Below are 16,339 nucleotides of genomic sequence, written 5' to 3' on the forward strand. Positions count from 1 at the left end.
AAGTTTTATAGTTGATACACCCACTCCTCTGGATTTAACTTTGAGGTGTTTTGATGTAAATAGAATTTTAATCGCGTCTGACCATTGGACCGATTGGTATAGATTTTACCTAATTCGGTTTTGGCTTCCACCAAATCTCCCTTTTTCACATAGAGATCGGATAAATTATAGTAAGTGCTAATATAGTTACCATGCTTGAGTTGAACGGCCTTGTTTCCACCAGGAATGGACAGTATTGCAATGACCTCTCCCCTAAATATAGCCCGTGCTTTGGCCCCCTTGTCCGTGGTTATGATTACGCCATTACTCTGATGTTTGATCCCTGGATATATGGCATCACTATACACACCAAAGCCCTGACTTTTAAACCCTTTTTCAACCGGCCAGATCAATCGGCCTTTATTTGCCGAGAAACTGTTCGCAATAATTGCCGCTTCTGGGGTCAACAGAAATTTACTTGGGTCATCATCTGCTTTCCCGGCCTCTTTATTAGCATTTGCAACCGCCTCACGTACCAAACGCTCTATTTCCCTATCTATTTGCCTCGCTTGATTTTGTTTATCCCGTATTTCAGCAGCGAATTTAGTTTCGTCCTTTCGAATGGACCTTAGGAGCTCTTGCTGGCTTTTCTTCTCCGTATCCAATTCGTTCTTAGCCTTGCGGTTGGCAGCTATTAGCCTATCTTTTTCCTTTCGCTGTGACGTAAGTTCCTTGTTCAACGCTGTAAGCTTGTTGGTCTTTATCACTATTTTCTCTCCCTGTTGCCTTCTAAAATCTGTGTATTGCTTTATATACTGAACCCGTTTGAATGCCTGAAAAAAGTTTTCGGAAGACAATAAAAACATCAACTTACTTTGCTGTATTTTACTTTGATACCCTTTCTGGATCATAGTGGCATAATCGTCCTTTAAGTCATTAAGTTCTTTCTTTAATGCCGAAATAGAATTTATATTGGTATTGATTTTTCTATTGAGAAGATTGGACTGTTCATTTGTAACCCTTATGAGCCGCTCCCTTACCTTTATCTTTTGATTCAGGGCTTCCATCCGATCCAGTACGGTACCTTTCTTCTCCTTTTGTGCAAAGAGCAGGTGGTTTATTTGCTCAATTTCTTGTTGCAAACGTTCCCTTTTCGCTTCCAGTTCTTCTTGTGTGGGACCTTGGGCCAAGGCAAATTCTGGCGCAAAAGCAATAGCGCTCAAAAAAAGAAATAAAATGAAGGAGGTATTACTTGGCCTCATTATCAATTACAATCTCTTTAAAACCACTTGGTATTTTATACGGAAAGCTCAAAGTTTTATCAAACTCGATGTTCCTGTATTCAATGTCCACCGTGTTTCTTTCATCGCCCTCTATCGCAGCCACCGCTATTTCCTTAGGCAATAACCATTTGTTTACTTGCTGATAATCCGTATAATTAATTTGCAGTAATCGTTTCTTTAAAGGTTGCGAAAGTTGTTGGGAAGCCATTTTAAAGTTTTCCGGATGAACGCTGAACAATACCTTAAAAAGCTCCATTGGCTTTCTTGGTTTAAGCTGATAATTTCCGCTTACCGTTGAAGCATCGTATTTGGAATCGTTCAAATTAAAAATAGCTTGACCCAATAATAAATTCTGTACTTGTTCAAAATCCAATTCTGTTCCCAAAAAATTACTCAAATAGGCAAAATCGCCATCAAAATACTCATTTTGAAGCTTGTTGTAGAACGAGACTCTTCCTGGAGTAATATAGGCCTTTACCATACCAAACGGCGCACTGATCCAAATGGCCTTATCCTTTTCCATTCGCAAGTTTACGGATACACCTTGTGATGATTGCCCATCAGAATAATCAATCCGCATTTTCCCGCTTAATGTTTTGAAATCGAGGGAATTTTGATAATGATTTTTGATGATGGATTTTGCAGACATTGCAGCATTGGCACTATCATCACCAACCACTTTTTTTGATTTACAGGAAAACACCAAAAATGCAAAGGAAAGTAGGCAAACAACCCGACTTGGCATAAGAGAAAATATCTTCATAACAACAGCGCTTTAAAACCCTATTGAAATCTAAACCTACTTCTAGAAACCGGGTTTTATCTTACGAAGATACATATTTGCCTTGACTGAATTGTTAATGGAATTATAAGCATTGGCCAGCTCTTGATAGAATTTATTGGCCAAAGAAATATCGCCTACCAAATAATCCAAACCTGTTTCCAGCATTTCAATGGCATCCCTGGGTTTGGATTTTCTATTCAACGCATAACCTTGGGCATAGTATAGCAAGGGCTGGGCCGGAAACATTTCCAAGGCCTCTTCGGACTTTTGATCCAGCATCAAAATATTGTCCGTTCGTAAGAACATTTCAATCTGAAATTTATAATGCTCATAGGAATTGGTATCTCTTGATCCAGCATTACCGGTAGATATAAACCCTGATGAAACGGTATGCTGTTTTCTTTCCTCTAAAGCATCGTTTATTTGTACGGACAGCGCCTTGGTGAACTCAGATGCCGTGGTTTCCTTTAGTATTGCCAATGCCGTATCAAAATCGCGCTTTTTAAAGTACGCCAGCGCCAAATTTTCGTTTAACTGAATAATTTCAGGAAGTTTATCTTTCACTATCGCAAATGACTTGCCCTGCTGTCTTAGGGTTTCTACATAGGTATTTGCAAACCAAAGATTCTCCGGGTCGTCACTTAGAGCTGCGAACGCATAATCTTCGGCTAAAGGGTATTGTTTTTCTTTTAGATATACCCTTGCCAATTCATGATCGACCACCAAATTGGCAGGATCAATTTTCTTACATTCCAACAGAAGATTAATGGCCTTGTCATAGTTCTCTATCCCTTTTTGCTTAAGGGCTTCAAAGAAATGCTCTTGAAAGTCATCAGAATAGTTTTCCAGAAAAAGTTCCGCACTTTTTTGCGCATCTATTTCTTCCTCCCCTCCTTCTTGTGCAAAAGAAATGGAAGTGACCGCCAGGACCACTATAGCCAGCATTTGCGTCTTCCAAATCCTATTCTTTTGCATACTTTCTTTATCTATTTTACCCCGGTACTGCCAAAACCTCCCTTACCGCGTACGGTATCCGAAAGGGAATCAACTTCCTTCCATTCTGCCCTTTCGTGTTTGGCAATTACCAGCTGGGCAACTCTCTCCCCATTTTCAATAGTAAAGGCTTCATTGGAAAGGTTTACCAAAATCACACCAATTTCTCCTCGATAATCCGCATCTACCGTACCGGGTGCGTTGAGTACCGTAATGCCCTTTTTGGCCGCCAGACCGCTTCTTGGCCTAACCTGTGCCTCAAAACCTATGGGCAACTCAATAAAAAGCCCGGTTTTAATTATGGTACGCTCTAAAGGTTGTAACGTTATGGCTTCTGAAATATTGGCTCTTAAATCCATACCTGCGGAGGCTATGGTCTCATAGTGAGGCAATGAATGGGCCGACTTATTAATGACTTTTATTTGCATTCGACTTAATGTTATCTATTAATTTACGATTCTCCACTACACTTAGGCAGCCTTCTTTAAAAAAATCTGTCTTAGCTTATCGTTTTCCATCTTGTATACCAACCCTAGAAATAAGACCAGTAGAAGGATACCAATAATCAAATTTCTATCAAAAACATAGAAGGAAAGCACAGAAAACAAAATGGAAACACCTAAATAAAAAGTAATTTTTCTAAAATTATAAGGCACAGGGTATCTAGACTTTCCTAAATAATAGGACAAAGCCATCATGGTCCCATAAGCCAATAAGGTGGCAATAGCTGATGCCATATAGCCTATTGATGGAATAAACAATATGTTCACCCCAATTGTTACCAATGCCCCAGCTAAAGATATAAAGGCTCCGTATCGGGTTCTATCCGTAACTTTATACCATACGGAGAGGTTATGGTAAATACCCAGAAAAAAGCTAGCCAAAATAATAGGTGGAACAATGGCCATTGCATCCCAATATTCTTCGTTCTGTACAAAAAGTTCTTTTAAAATATCTGCAAAAACTATTACCGCTAACAAAATGATGCTGCCCAAGACTACAAAATAATTGGTGATCTGTGCATAGGCCCTTTGCGGGTTTTCAGTTCCCGCATGGCTGAAGAAGAAGGGCTCAATACCCATTCTAAAGGCTGTGGCAAAAAGTGTCATAAAAAGGCCCAGCTTATAACAGGCCGAGTATTTACCTACTTCACTTTTTGCAATATCTTCAGGTAAAAGATTTTCCAATAAAATCCTATCAAATACCTCATTGATGGTAAAGGCTATCCCGGCTACCAAAACAGGCCACGCATATTTCATCATTCGTTTCCATAAATCCGTATCAAAAACATAATCCTTTCGGATATACAAATTGGCCATTAACAATAAGGTGAGACCGCTTGCAATTAAGTTGGATATAAAGATGTAGGAAACCTCAAAATTCTCCTTATACAGAGCCGCAAATGAAGAATCTGGATTGTTTTCTACCATTGATGGCAATACTAACAGGAAGAAAATGTTCAACCCCAAATTGACACCCACGTTTAATATTTTGATAATGGCATATCTCATGGGGCGTTCGTTGGCCCGCAACCATGCAAAGGGAATGATGACCAAGGCATCTAAAGCAATAATAAAAATGGTGTACCTAATATATTCCGCATCAATTCCAGTGGCGGAAGCCATAAAAACTTGTAGAGTAAGGGCCAAAACAACAAAAAGAAGGGTGCTCCCAACAATGGACAAAAGGGAAGTGGTCACTACTTTGGCTTTAGCATCCTTTCCATTATAAAATCTAAAAAAGGCGGTTTCCATCCCGTAAGCCAAGAGCACATTAAAAATAGCGAACCACGCAAAAATAATGGAGACCTCCCCATAACCAGAAGTATTCAAAACCCCGGTGTACAAGGGCAACAACAGAAATGACATCATCCGCGGAAGAACCGTAGCGAGTCCATAAATAGCTGTCTGCTTAAATAATTTTTTAAGTGGGTTCAAGCACGTAGTTTAATGCTCAAAAGTACCCATTTATAGGGATGTGGCAAAGTAAGTATAATTACCTATATGATAGTTTTAACGCTATCTGTTGTTCTTGGCTTCTAGATTACTATACGTAATCGGTAATTTTTGACCAACACCGTTCACTTTATAATACTTTACTTTTTCATTGCTCACATAGCTTATTACGGCTTGCGTATCCAATAATTCAAAAGGAAAAGGCTCAGAAGGATTTAAAGGTCCAGTCTTTGCGCTCTTTTCGCCAAACTCGGCAATGACCACATTACCCAATTCCGTCAATGTAATTTCCACCGGGGCCATCTTACCCTGAAAATATAAGTTCTTGAGTTCTGCCTCTTTGAGCTCCAAACTGGTAATAGGAATGATTAGTTCATAGCCCTCCTGACTTTCATCAGCGGTTTTCCATTCTTGGGCAAACGGTTCACCAAGGTCAAAGGGAGCAATGCCCTCCAATTTTTTAGAACTGGAGCAAGAAACTACCATTAAAGTGATAAGGAAGAAATATATATTTATTTTCATAGTGTCCTTTTAGTGGTTTGCAAGTAAATACGCAAAAACCTCGGTTGTAGACTATCAATATATATAGCAATTAGTCTTCCGCTTCTTCCAAAGACAGGCCTTTCATGGCCAATAAAGCAAAAACGAGCGCTGTAAAGAGAAATAAAGCCGCTAGTGTATATGGTGCCCCAGGAAAATAGATGGCGCCCTCAGGGCGTATAAAATAGTAGAATACCGGAGAAAAAATTAGTTGACCCAGAATAGAAGTTACACTCAACAATCCTGTAATGGCCCCTTGCAAATTCCCCTGTTCTTTTTCCGATACTTGATTGGATATAACCCCTTGAACCGTGGGCCCGGCAATTCCACCCAAGGCATAAGGAATTAAAAAGGCATAGAGCATCCAAGGTTCGGTGGCCAAGGAAAAAAGAAACATGCCAAAGGTCCAAAGAACAAAACCTACCACAATTACTCTTTTTCTTCCAAATTTTTTGACCAAAATCCCTACCAAAACCCCTTGAACCAAAGCCACCAATAAACCAACGACCATGAGCGAAACCCCAATTTCCTTTGGACTCCAATCATAGCGTTCAATACCGTAATAAGACCATGTGGCGGGTAAGGCTTGGCCTGCCAGATTAGCAAGAAAAAAAGCAAGAATTAAGGTAAGTACACCTTTGTAATGCTTCAGGTTTACCAATGAAACACCTGGTATCATTTTTACCCATTGGGCAGGTCTTCTGTTTTCTTTCTGAAGGGATTCAGGTACAAAAAGCCATCCGAAAAGGAAGTTGGCAAAGGTGAGTCCGGCTGCAATATAAAACGGCAGTCTGATGTCTATTTCACCAAAAAATCCACCAACACCCGGACCAATAATGAACCCAAGGCCAAAAGCGGCACCTATCAATCCAAAATTTTTGGCCTTTTCCTCCTTGGTACTTACATCGGCGATATAGGCCGAAGCCACCGTAAAACTAGCTCCAGTTATACCCGCTAAAAAGCGACCTAAAAACAACCATGCTATGGAAGGTACCCATGCATGTATTAAATAATCTACACTTAGCCCTAATAAGGCAATTAAAAGAATGGGGCGCCTACCGTACTGATCAGATATTTCGCCCAATACAGGAGAAAACAAAAATTGCATCCCAGCGAATGCAGTAGTAAGCCACATACCATAAATTACCGCCTGGGCAGTACCTTCACCTGTAAGTTCCATAATCAAATCTGGTATAATAGGAATGATGATTCCGATACCGATGACATCGACCAGGATGGTGATGAAAATAAATAGGAGGGCCGTTTTCTTTGATTTCATAATCGATGGTAAAAATCGACTAAAAAATAAAACCCCACATTTCTGTGAGGTTTTAATTTATCTAAATTATTATTTTAGAACTTGGACTAATTATTCAAGGCCTCGGCACCACCAACAATCTCTAGGATTTCATTGGTAATAGCCGCTTGTCTGGCCTTATTGTACGTCAATTTCAATTGATCTCTTAATTCTTTAGCATTATCGGTAGCCTTATGCATGGCCGTCATCCTTGCTCCATGCTCACTGGCAAAGGAATCTCTTATAGCCTTGTACAATTGAGTTTTTAAGGATTTTGGAATCAACTGTTCCACAATTTCCGCTTTTGATGGCTCAAATTTATAATCTGTACTTATAACCTCGCCACCTTCCGCAGGTACAATAGGTAAAAACTGCTCCGTCATTACCAGTTGGGTAGCGGCATTTTTAAATTTATTGTAGACTAACTCGATACGGTCGTACTTACCGGACACAAATAATTCCATCAATGACTCTGCGATTTCGGCAACGTTATCAAACGTAAGGTCGTCAAAAACCGGACTGTGATTCGCGATCACAGCATTTTTCTTTGTCAAGAAATCATTGGCCTTTTTTCCGATAGCTACAAAATCCACCTGCTTACCAGCATACGTTTCGTTTGAAAGCGCAGTGGTTTGCTTTAGGATATTGGAGTTAAAAGCACCTGCCAAACCTCTGTTGGAAGTAATAGCAACTACCAAAACCTTTTTAACCTCTCGGTTGTCGGCGTACCTACTACCACTATCGGCATCTAAACTGGCGCTTAAACTTTGCAAAAGCTCCGTTAGCTTATCAGAATAAGGACGCATAGCGGTAATTGCATCCTGTGCCTTCTTCAATTTTGCAGCGGATACCATTTTCATGGCACTCGTTATCTGCATGGTAGAGGACACCGATGAAATTCTATTTCGTATTTCCTTTAAATTGGCCATTTTTCAAATTATGAGTTTAAAGTTAAGAGTTAAGAGTTTTTGACTATTGAAACCAACATTCGAATCACCTCCTCACACTTCAACTTCATATCTTTAGGAATTTCTCTTCCGGTAGCCTCTAATATTTCTAACCAATACATGGTTTCATCAGCTTCCTTTAGAGCAATACCAAATTTATTTTTAAAATCCTTTTTACTAACTCCTCTCTGTGCCTCACGTGTATTCGCGCCGATACTCGTTCCGCTTCTTAACAACTGAGAAGCCAACTCAAAATCCTTTTTATCTTTTAACCTATCACAAAAGTGAACAACGTCACAAGCAAACTGAAAACTTTTTATCCTAACAGGACTTTCTCCAAGTTTACTCATAACTCATAACTCTAGACTATTAACTTGTATACTTCCTAGAAAGCTCTTTTGCAACTGTTGTAAGTGTGTCGATTACTTCATCGGTCAACTTACCGGCTTTCAGGGTATCTAAAGTACCTCTATGTTTCGCATTCAAGAACTCTAAATAGTCTCTTTCAAACTCCTTCACCTTTTCTACAGGAACATCTCTCAACAAGTTTTTAGAACCTGCATAGATAATAGCTACCTGATCTTCTACCGTGTAGGGATCATTTTGTGCCTGCTTCAAGATTTCCACGTTACGGCGACCTTTCTCGATCACGTTCAAAGTAGCAGCATCCAAATCGGAACCAAATTTGGCAAACGCTTCCAATTCACGGAACTGGGCTTGATCCAGTTTCAATGTACCGGCAACCTTTTTCATTGACTTTATCTGAGCACTACCACCCACACGAGATACGGAGATACCTACGTTAATCGCAGGACGTACCCCTTGGTTGAATAAATCCTGCTCCAAGAAAATCTGACCATCGGTAATCGAAATTACGTTGGTAGGAATATAAGCGGAAACGTCACCTGCCTGTGTTTCAATGATAGGAAGCGCCGTTAAAGAACCACCACCTTTTACCATTGGCTTCAACACCTCAGGTAAATCATTCATGTTTTGGGCGATTTTATCATCGTTGATCACTTTTGCAGCACGCTCCAATAATCTGGAGTGAAGGTAGAAAACGTCACCTGGATATGCCTCACGTCCTGGTGGTCTTCTTAAAAGAAGAGATACCTCACGGTAGGCTACCGCTTGCTTTGATAAATCATCATAGATAATCAATGCAGGACGACCTGTATCACGGAAATATTCCCCAATGGAAGCCCCGGCAAAGGGAGCATACACCTGCATTGGTGCAGGATCGGATGCATTAGCCGCTACGATAGTCGTATAGGCCAAAGCTCCTTTTTCTTCCAAAGTTTTGGCAATAGCGGCAACGGTAGAGGCTTTTTGACCTATAGCAACGTAGATACAGTAAACAGGCTCACCCGCATCAAAAAATTCTTTTTGGTTCAAGATGGTATCGATACAAACCGTAGTCTTACCCGTTTGACGGTCACCGATAACCAACTCTCTTTGTCCCCTTCCCACTGGAATCATCGCATCAACCGCCTTGATACCTGATTGCATTGGCTCGGTTACTGGTTCTCTATAAATAACTCCAGGGGCTTTACGCTCCAATGGCATTTCATAGGTATCACCGGCGATAGGACCTTTACCATCGATTGGGTTACCCAAGGTATCCACCACACGACCAACGATGCCTTCACCTACTTTAATGGAAGCAATTCTTTGGGTACGCTTTACAGTAGCACCTTCAAGAACTTCTTTTGATGGGCCTAAAAGTACCACACCTACGTTGTCTTCTTCAAGGTTAAGAACGATACCTTCCAAACCGCCTTCAAATTCTACCAACTCCCCATACTGGGCATTTGATAGACCGTAAACGCGGGCGATACCATCACCGACCTGTAATACAGTTCCCACCTCATCCAATGTGGCGGTGGCTTCAATTCCTGATAATTGCTCCTTTAAAATTGCTGATACCTCAGCGGCTTTTACTCCTGCCATTTGTTTAGACATTATTCCTAAGAAAAAAGAATCGAGACATTCTTTCTCCCGAGGTTGTTATTTATAGACTATTCGTAAATTCTCTTTTAATATTATTCAGTTTATTGGCAATACTAGCATCGTATTGTAAATCGCCAACCCTCAATACAAAACCTCCAATGATGCTCTCATCCACTTTATTTTGAATGGTTACCTCATTACCGGTTAATTGTGCTACTTGCCTTAAAACTTTCTTTTCCAGTTCTGCCGTTAATGGTACAGCAGTGGTCACATGAGCTACTCCTTCGCCTTTTAAATCTTCATTAAGGATGATATATTTTAAGGCCACCTCATTTAAAAGCGCAGTTCTTTTATTGCTTGCCAAAGTACCCAAAAGACCTAAAGTAATTTCACTGCTTCCTTTGAAAATGGCAGCCAAAGATTCCTTTTTGGTTTCTTCTTTGATAATTGGACTTTGCAGCATATTTCTAAGCTCTTTGCTTTCGGAAATGGTCGCTACAATGGAACGCATATCGGTTTCAACCGCATTGGCCGCTTTTTTCTCCACTGCAAATGCCAAAACTGCTTTTGCATATCGTAAGGCTGCTCTAGAATCGCTCATTATCGTATTGTTTCGTAGTTAAACTTAAAGAGGTTTCTTAGTTCAATTTAACATCGCCCAACATATCCTCCACAAGCTTTAATTGCTTGTCTTTGTTGGATAATTGCTCTTTAAGTACTTTCTCCGCTATCTCTACCGAAAGGGCGGCCACTTGATTTTTAATATCGGCAACAGCTGCTTTCTTTTCGCTTTCGATGGCAGCTTGTGCCTGCTTCAACAACTTATCACCTTCTATTTGCGCTTGCTCCTTAGAGTCGGCAATCATTTTTTCCTTGATTTCACGAGCTTCTTTCAACATAGCTTCACGCTCCGCACGAGCCTCTTTCAAAAGCTTGTCATTATCCGCTTGGAGATTCTGCATTTCCTTTCGTGCTTTGTCCGCAGCTTCCAACGCTCCTTGAATTCCCTCTTCCCTTTCATTAAGAGAAGTCAAGATGGGTTTCCAAGCAAACTTCACCAACAAGAAAATAAGACCCAACAAAAGAATGGTCTGAACAACAAAAAGGCCTGGTGAAAAATCGTTTATTAAAGTTTCCATATATAATATCTTAAAATGCTAGTTTTTAATGAAAGCATTTCCTGCAACCAACCGTTACAGGAAATTGCTTTTAGGTTCTTCTATTCTTATTTTCCTAAGAACAAGGCACCAAATGCCAAACCTTCTAAAAGTGCAGCGATGATAATCATCGCAGTTTGAATCTTTCCGGTCGCTTCTGGTTGACGGGCAATACCTTCCATTGCCTTACCACCAATTTGACCAAGTCCGATACCTGCTCCGATCACGATTAAACCTGCTCCAATTAAGTTGTACATAGTAAACGATTTATATATTAAATAAAAAACTCAATTCTTAAATAAAATTCTCACGAACGTCTTCTGCATCTGGCACATCGTGCCCAAGGGAATCATGCTCGTGGTCATGGTCATGCTCCGCAACGGCCATTCCGATAAACAATGCTGAAAGCATGGTGAAAATATACGCCTGCAAAAAGGCAACCAACACCTCGATCAAGGTGATGAAAAATGATAATACCAAAGACAAACCTGTCGCTCCCGCAACGCCTAAACTATCTTTTAAAGTAAACATGATGGCAATAAGGCTCATTACTACAATGTGACCCGCAGAAATGTTAGCAAACAAACGAACCAATAAAGAGAATGGCTTGATCAAAAATGCCCCTGCCAATTCGATAATGGCAAGTACCGGACGAATCAACACAGGTACTCCGGGCATCCAAAGCATGTGCATCCAATAATCTTTGTTTCCACTAAATGTATAGATAACCAAAGTAAAAATGGCCAAGGCCGCAGTAACCGCCAACTGACCTGTTACATTGAAACCAAAAGGAGTCAAACCTAAAAGGTTCAAAATCCAAATGAAAAAGAATACGGTCAATAAGTAACCCGTAAACTGTCTGTATTTTTTCTCGCCGATGTTCGGTTTGGCGATTTCATCACGCACGTAAATTACCAACGGCTCCAATACGCGGCCAAAACCGGTCGGTACTTTTTTAGACTTGTATTGTTTTGCCAAGCTAGAGAAAGCCCACAACATAAAAAGGCCTACCAACAAAATACCCATTACACTTTTAGTAATGGAGAAATCCAAAACTTTATGGGCGTTGGTCGCATGATGGGTTTCATCGAATTTTACTTCACTTGCCCCTGCTTCCAGCTCATAAATCTTACTGTGAATTTTAGTGAACTTAGCACCCCCTTTTTCAACGATTACATGACCAGCATCATCATGGTGGAACTCAGAGGACATAAAAGTCACCAAACCATTACTCGACCAAATAATAACCGGTAACGGAAAACCAACATGCTTGCGCTCCCCTTCACTATTGGTGTAAGAAAACAAATGAAAATCATGTGAATCTTTTATGTGATGCTGAATGTAGGCATCCACCTCTTCTTTAGAGCTAACCGCTCCTTCAACCTCTCCTTCAGGATCTGAAGAGGCGAAACCTTGTATTGAGAAACAAAGCGTAAATAACAGTAAAAAGGTTCTGAACGATCTTGATACTTCCTTCATGGGTTCTTTATCAAAAAATTAAGCTCCTAAAATTTGGCGCAAAAGTAGTCAAACTTACTTTAATAAACGGTATAAAATGAGCATAAAATTCTACCTTTATTTACGACGGAGGATTTTTGTAACAAAAAGAACTTCCATTATTAAAAAAATAGCTACTGGAATTAAAATAGAACCTCTGTAAAACCTCGATACCATCTGATCTCCCACGAGTTGCGGATAAAACATCATGGTGAAGACCATAATCTTAAAAACGAGCAGCCCCATGTAAATATATCCCAGCTGAGGAAAAACTGAATCAAAATTTGATGCCAGTTGAAACGCTATTATAATCGATAAAGAGAAAATGGCATGAAACAAATAAGCTTTTTTTAAAAGTGCTTTTAGCTCATGGTGCTCGGTGCCCAAAAGTTGATCATGTATAAAAAAAGAAGTCGTGCCCACAATGGTGAACACGACTATATATAGTATGATTGTTTTAACCACTACGCCATCTATTTGTTTAGGTTGATTACCTTTTTAATTACTAAATACATGGACAAAAATACGGCAATTAAAGTAACCGTATCCTCTAAGTAGTCTTTTTCAAACTTTACATCTAACCACGCCCCTAAAAGATTCCCCAAATAGATGGTTGCCCCCATTTGAATGGCAATACCGGAAAGGCTTGCCGCATTGCGAATCAGGCGTGAATTATCACGAGGCTTTTGCTGGCTCATTGGCAGTACTGCCTACGGTAGACTTAAAGCTGCTGGAACTGGATGCTGCCCCTCCTTTTCCCTTCATGGTACAAGAAGCGTTAAACGTTGCTCCAGGCTCTACCGCTAATTTAGAAACGGAAACGGTACCTTCTATGACAGCTGAAGATTTTAAGGACAACAAATCAGAAACCAATAGTTCTCCATTAAAACTCCCTTCAATATCCGCATTTACACACTCTACCTTACCGTGAATGTAACCATCTTTTCCAATAACCACCTTACCGGTAGTCTTTACGTTACCATCCAATTTACCATCAATTCTGAAGTCTGCTTCTGAAATGATATCACCTTTAATTTTAGTGTGCTTTGAAATTCTGTTGGGTTGTGCGCCTATTTCGTTCATAGTTCTAGGTTTTTTGTTATCGGAAAACATTTGTTAAGGTTTTGGGGTTAAAATCTGATTCTTATAATCTTGTAGGTTCTTGTGCACTTGCACAATTTTATAGTTACTTGATAAAATTACAAAATTCTCATTGTCAATAAGGTAATCCTTGTTAAATTTAATAAGCTCAGCGAAGCCTAATGCGTAGTCCTTGGATTTAAACCCATGAACCACTACAAATTGCTCTTCTAGCGTATAAATATCCTTGGAGACCACATTTTTGTACCTAAGGTCTACAATGGCCTCTTCCAATTCCTTCATCACCCTTAAAGCGATTTGGTTATTGCTTCTTCTAAATGGAAAGACCACTTTCCAATTATCCGTTCCCGTTGAGCCCTCTTCAGCGGAAAATTGGGTTACCGCCAATTTTGGCAGTTGTTCAGAAACGATGGCTTCCGCCTTTTTACCTTCGGGACTATTGGGGTACGTTAAGGCCACATAGTTCAATGCTTCTTCAAAAGGTTCAAAACCATTAAGTCTGCCAATGGCATTCGCCTTTAACATTTCAAACTTGGGAACAATGGCCTCCCCTGTAAACTTCTCTATATTTTCTTCTGCACCGGTAATGGTCTTTAGAAATTCTTGATTTTGGTACAATCTATACAAGGCGGCGTACCGCGCTTCTGGGCTGTCTGCATCCCCTTCCAATACAGCTCTAGGATTTAAAATAATTTCTGCATAACGGGATGCACCATGGTTTTTAAGAATATCGGCCCTCATAGAAGCTAATAACGGACTACCTTCTTCTTCGTAAATTTTGTACAAATTGTATTTGGACGGAAGCACCAAGCGTTCCTCTGGATTGGACGCCAGTACTTTTTCCAATTTACCGGCAGCCAATAGGTTTTCCCTAAACTTTTCCTTGTAAATGAGGCCTAACTGATAATTGGCAAAATTTCTTTCCGTTCTTAAACTATCGATTACCTCAACATCTTTGGGAAGTTGGGCCATATAAAAATCCGTTGACAATTCATCGTTCACCTCTTCCGCTGTACCTTCGCTCTCATTTGAGGCTACAGTATTGGAATTATCAACCGGTAGCGACCTGGATTTATCACTCCACCGCCAGTTATCTGCCAGTTCCCTTTTGCCCCATCTTTGGGAAAATTCATTTTTACCATACCCTAGGCTTGTCACATTATAAAAATAGAACTTACCCTTATTTTCTTTTCCGCCCTTGCTATTTCCAAATTGTGCAAAACCTGCATTACGCCTTTTTTCCTCCTTCTTAGCCTGTGCTTCTTGCTCGGCTTTAAGTTTTGCGATATGCTTTTCAAAATAGGCCAGTTGCTTTTCCTTCGGCATTTCGTAGAGGGTAATGACACTATCTGTATATTGAACAATGTCTTCATATTTGATAACATCTTCCAGATTGTCCAATTTCTTTTTAGTGAACCTATACTTTTTAGTATTTTCCTCTAAGTTGGTCAATACGCTATCATAATAGGCCCCTGCCAATTTGTATTCGTTTTCATCGAAATTATAAATGGCCAAATTTTCATAATTGAGCGCATTAAGCTTGGGTTCGTTTTCTGTAGCGCGCAAAGATTTATTGAAATAGGCCAAAGCGATACTGTCATTTTCTTGCGCTAAATGATATTCGGCCACCTGACGGTAAATAATGTTTAAAAAAGGCCTGTTTTCTCGGTTTTCCTCCAATTCGGTCAAATGCTCCAGCACTAGTTCCTTATTTTCTGAGGTGACCTCCGTATTTTTTATTTTCTCAATTTCGGCATTGATCATATAGACACGCGGCGATTTTCTGTTGAGATCAATTACCTTGTCAAAGGCATAATTGGCACTGTCTTTATGACCCAATTGATTGTACAACTGCCCAATTATGTAGTAGTACCTACCTTTTTCCGGGTTCTTTTTTGTGAGGTACGAAGCTATTTTCAATTGCTGAACGGCCGTATCCAAAACTCCAAGGTATATGTATGCCTGACCCATCATGGCACGTGCATCTGCGTACTCTTGTTCTTTTAGGTCTTCATACTTCATCAACCATTTTAAATTCTTAATGGCCAATTCTTCGTTTTCCAATCGAATATTTACCTTCTCACGCCAAATACGAGCTTCGGCCAACTTATCACTATAATCATATTTATTGATGATATAGTTGAAGGCCTCCAAAGCGGGAATATATCGTTCATCAAAATAACGGGCTTTCCCCAAAAGAAGGAAGGCTTCATCTGTCTGCGGATTTCGCTCCTCGTCCTTAATATCCATACTATGCTTTTGTATGGCTTTGGTAGCTTTTTCCTCCGCAATGATGAAATTGGGATTATTGTCTTCTGAATCTAATTTAATTTCTCCTGATACTTCCAATCTTTCCACCGGTAGTACTTCCCAATAATCATCATGGTAGGTATTATTGAGTTCTTCCCTGCCCTCTTCAAAAGCAATGTTACCGTTATAAAGCGTATTGTACTTGGTATTCATCGCGTGCCAATTTCGGTTGACAAACGTATCTTTCTTGGTAGAACATGCGCTTAGTACGATGCCCCCAAGTACCAAATTCAAGACCAGTTTAGAATGTAGTTTCAAAATTGTATATCTGTGTACGTAACTCTAACTTAAAAACGGCGGGAATATTATGTATTTCATCGATAAAATATTGACTCCAAATGATTCTTGGCAAAAAAGTAAAGCACATTTATTGCTTATGCCTCTAAAAAATACCGACCTACCGGTTTGCATGGTAAAAAAACCTTATAAAACTTCCTGTTTAGAGGTAAATGGACCTATTAAAAAGTAACTCCCCGAACTTTTGAATGCGAGAACTCGTTTTCTTAACCTTCCCAACCGACCGAATAGTCTGTTTTGCTTAAAAGG

18 protein-coding genes are annotated in these 16,339 nt (G+C 39.9%); all 18 read right to left on the minus strand.

Annotated elements, in window-relative coordinates:
- Positions 1-5 precede the first annotated feature (5 nt).
- The gene (locus tag IL355_RS01830; RefSeq protein WP_225621084.1) at positions 6-1,202 is read right to left on the minus strand and encodes a murein hydrolase activator EnvC family protein; all 1,197 of its coding nucleotides are present in this window, start codon (positions 1,200-1,202) and stop codon (positions 6-8) included.
- 25 nt (positions 1,203-1,227) lie between these two features.
- The gene (locus IL355_RS01835) at positions 1,228-2,025 is read right to left on the minus strand and encodes a DUF4292 domain-containing protein (protein ID WP_225621085.1); all 798 of its coding nucleotides are present in this window, start codon (positions 2,023-2,025) and stop codon (positions 1,228-1,230) included.
- A 42-nt stretch (positions 2,026-2,067) separates the two neighbouring features.
- Positions 2,068-3,021 (minus strand): tetratricopeptide repeat protein, encoded by a 954-nt coding sequence (locus IL355_RS01840; RefSeq protein ID WP_192460498.1) that lies wholly within the window; start codon positions 3,019-3,021, stop codon positions 2,068-2,070.
- Positions 3,022-3,032: 11 nt separating this feature from the next.
- Positions 3,033-3,467 (minus strand): dUTP diphosphatase, encoded by a 435-nt coding sequence (dut, locus tag IL355_RS01845; RefSeq protein WP_192460499.1) that lies wholly within the window; start codon positions 3,465-3,467, stop codon positions 3,033-3,035.
- Positions 3,468-3,509: 42 nt separating this feature from the next.
- A complete protein-coding gene (locus tag IL355_RS01850; protein WP_192460500.1) occupies positions 3,510-4,976 on the minus strand; it encodes a lipopolysaccharide biosynthesis protein in 1,467 nt (488 codons plus the stop codon).
- 81 nt (positions 4,977-5,057) lie between these two features.
- Complete coding sequence (locus tag IL355_RS01855) at positions 5,058-5,516, minus strand: hypothetical protein (protein ID WP_192460501.1); 459 nt, start codon at positions 5,514-5,516, stop codon at positions 5,058-5,060.
- 70 nt (positions 5,517-5,586) lie between these two features.
- Positions 5,587-6,813, minus strand: coding sequence for a TCR/Tet family MFS transporter (locus IL355_RS01860; RefSeq protein WP_192460502.1), 1,227 nt, complete (start codon positions 6,811-6,813; stop codon positions 5,587-5,589).
- An 86-nt stretch (positions 6,814-6,899) separates the two neighbouring features.
- The gene (atpG, locus tag IL355_RS01865; RefSeq protein ID WP_192460503.1) at positions 6,900-7,760 is read right to left on the minus strand and encodes an ATP synthase F1 subunit gamma; all 861 of its coding nucleotides are present in this window, start codon (positions 7,758-7,760) and stop codon (positions 6,900-6,902) included.
- A gap of 29 nt (positions 7,761-7,789) precedes the next feature.
- Positions 7,790-8,128, minus strand: coding sequence for a four helix bundle protein (locus IL355_RS01870; RefSeq protein ID WP_192460504.1), 339 nt, complete (start codon positions 8,126-8,128; stop codon positions 7,790-7,792).
- Positions 8,129-8,147: 19 nt separating this feature from the next.
- Positions 8,148-9,728, minus strand: a complete 1,581-nt coding sequence (atpA, locus tag IL355_RS01875) for a F0F1 ATP synthase subunit alpha (protein WP_192460505.1) — start codon at positions 9,726-9,728, stop codon at positions 8,148-8,150.
- Positions 9,729-9,789: 61 nt separating this feature from the next.
- The gene (gene atpH, locus IL355_RS01880; RefSeq protein WP_192460506.1) at positions 9,790-10,329 is read right to left on the minus strand and encodes an ATP synthase F1 subunit delta; all 540 of its coding nucleotides are present in this window, start codon (positions 10,327-10,329) and stop codon (positions 9,790-9,792) included.
- Between the two features lie 37 nt (positions 10,330-10,366).
- A complete protein-coding gene (locus IL355_RS01885) occupies positions 10,367-10,867 on the minus strand; it encodes a F0F1 ATP synthase subunit B (protein WP_192460507.1) in 501 nt (166 codons plus the stop codon).
- Between the two features lie 86 nt (positions 10,868-10,953).
- Positions 10,954-11,142, minus strand: a complete 189-nt coding sequence (gene atpE / locus IL355_RS01890) for an ATP synthase F0 subunit C (RefSeq protein ID WP_013993139.1) — start codon at positions 11,140-11,142, stop codon at positions 10,954-10,956.
- 37 nt (positions 11,143-11,179) lie between these two features.
- Positions 11,180-12,364 (minus strand): F0F1 ATP synthase subunit A, encoded by a 1,185-nt coding sequence (gene atpB / locus IL355_RS01895; RefSeq protein WP_192460508.1) that lies wholly within the window; start codon positions 12,362-12,364, stop codon positions 11,180-11,182.
- Between the two features lie 96 nt (positions 12,365-12,460).
- On the minus strand, positions 12,461-12,847 hold the full coding sequence (locus IL355_RS19420; RefSeq protein WP_380081194.1) for a DUF6168 family protein: 387 nt from the start codon (positions 12,845-12,847) through the stop codon (positions 12,461-12,463).
- An 8-nt stretch (positions 12,848-12,855) separates the two neighbouring features.
- A complete protein-coding gene (locus IL355_RS01900; protein ID WP_192460509.1) occupies positions 12,856-13,080 on the minus strand; it encodes an AtpZ/AtpI family protein in 225 nt (74 codons plus the stop codon).
- Positions 13,058-13,495: a bactofilin family protein gene (locus IL355_RS01905; protein ID WP_192460510.1), complete on the minus strand. Its 438-nt coding sequence runs from the start codon at positions 13,493-13,495 to the stop codon at positions 13,058-13,060. The genes IL355_RS01900 and IL355_RS01905 overlap by 23 nt, the downstream gene beginning before the upstream one ends.
- A 3-nt stretch (positions 13,496-13,498) precedes the next feature.
- On the minus strand, positions 13,499-16,051 hold the full coding sequence (gene porW / locus IL355_RS01910; RefSeq protein ID WP_192460511.1) for a type IX secretion system periplasmic lipoprotein PorW/SprE: 2,553 nt from the start codon (positions 16,049-16,051) through the stop codon (positions 13,499-13,501).
- Between the last annotated feature and the right edge of the window lie 288 nt (positions 16,052-16,339).

This window comes from Euzebyella saccharophila (genome assembly GCF_014855495.1).
Classification (GTDB): Bacteria; Bacteroidota; Bacteroidia; order Flavobacteriales; family Flavobacteriaceae; genus Euzebyella; species Euzebyella saccharophila.

What these genes read in the sequence shown, in the direction of transcription:
- IL355_RS01835 (WP_225621085.1), bottom strand. Translation starts at nt 2,025, where the DNA reads ATGAAGATATTTTCTCTTATGCCAAGTCGGGTTGTTTGCCTACTTTCC.
- IL355_RS01840 (WP_192460498.1), bottom strand. Translation starts at nt 3,021, where the DNA reads ATGCAAAAGAATAGGATTTGGAAGACGCAAATGCTGGCTATAGTGGTC.
- dut (WP_192460499.1), bottom strand. Translation starts at nt 3,467, where the DNA reads ATGCAAATAAAAGTCATTAATAAGTCGGCCCATTCATTGCCTCACTAT.
- IL355_RS01855 (WP_192460501.1), bottom strand. Translation starts at nt 5,516, where the DNA reads ATGAAAATAAATATATATTTCTTCCTTATCACTTTAATGGTAGTTTCT.
- IL355_RS01860 (WP_192460502.1), bottom strand. Translation starts at nt 6,813, where the DNA reads ATGAAATCAAAGAAAACGGCCCTCCTATTTATTTTCATCACCATCCTG.
- atpG (WP_192460503.1), bottom strand. Translation starts at nt 7,760, where the DNA reads ATGGCCAATTTAAAGGAAATACGAAATAGAATTTCATCGGTGTCCTCT.
- IL355_RS01870 (WP_192460504.1), bottom strand. Translation starts at nt 8,128, where the DNA reads ATGAGTAAACTTGGAGAAAGTCCTGTTAGGATAAAAAGTTTTCAGTTT.
- atpA (WP_192460505.1), bottom strand. Translation starts at nt 9,728, where the DNA reads ATGGCAGGAGTAAAAGCCGCTGAGGTATCAGCAATTTTAAAGGAGCAA.
- atpH (WP_192460506.1), bottom strand. Translation starts at nt 10,329, where the DNA reads ATGAGCGATTCTAGAGCAGCCTTACGATATGCAAAAGCAGTTTTGGCA.
- IL355_RS01885 (WP_192460507.1), bottom strand. Translation starts at nt 10,867, where the DNA reads ATGGAAACTTTAATAAACGATTTTTCACCAGGCCTTTTTGTTGTTCAG.
- atpE (WP_013993139.1), bottom strand. Translation starts at nt 11,142, where the DNA reads ATGTACAACTTAATTGGAGCAGGTTTAATCGTGATCGGAGCAGGTATC.
- atpB (WP_192460508.1), bottom strand. Translation starts at nt 12,364, where the DNA reads ATGAAGGAAGTATCAAGATCGTTCAGAACCTTTTTACTGTTATTTACG.
- IL355_RS01900 (WP_192460509.1), bottom strand. Translation starts at nt 13,080, where the DNA reads ATGAGCCAGCAAAAGCCTCGTGATAATTCACGCCTGATTCGCAATGCG.
- IL355_RS01905 (WP_192460510.1), bottom strand. Translation starts at nt 13,495, where the DNA reads ATGTTTTCCGATAACAAAAAACCTAGAACTATGAACGAAATAGGCGCA.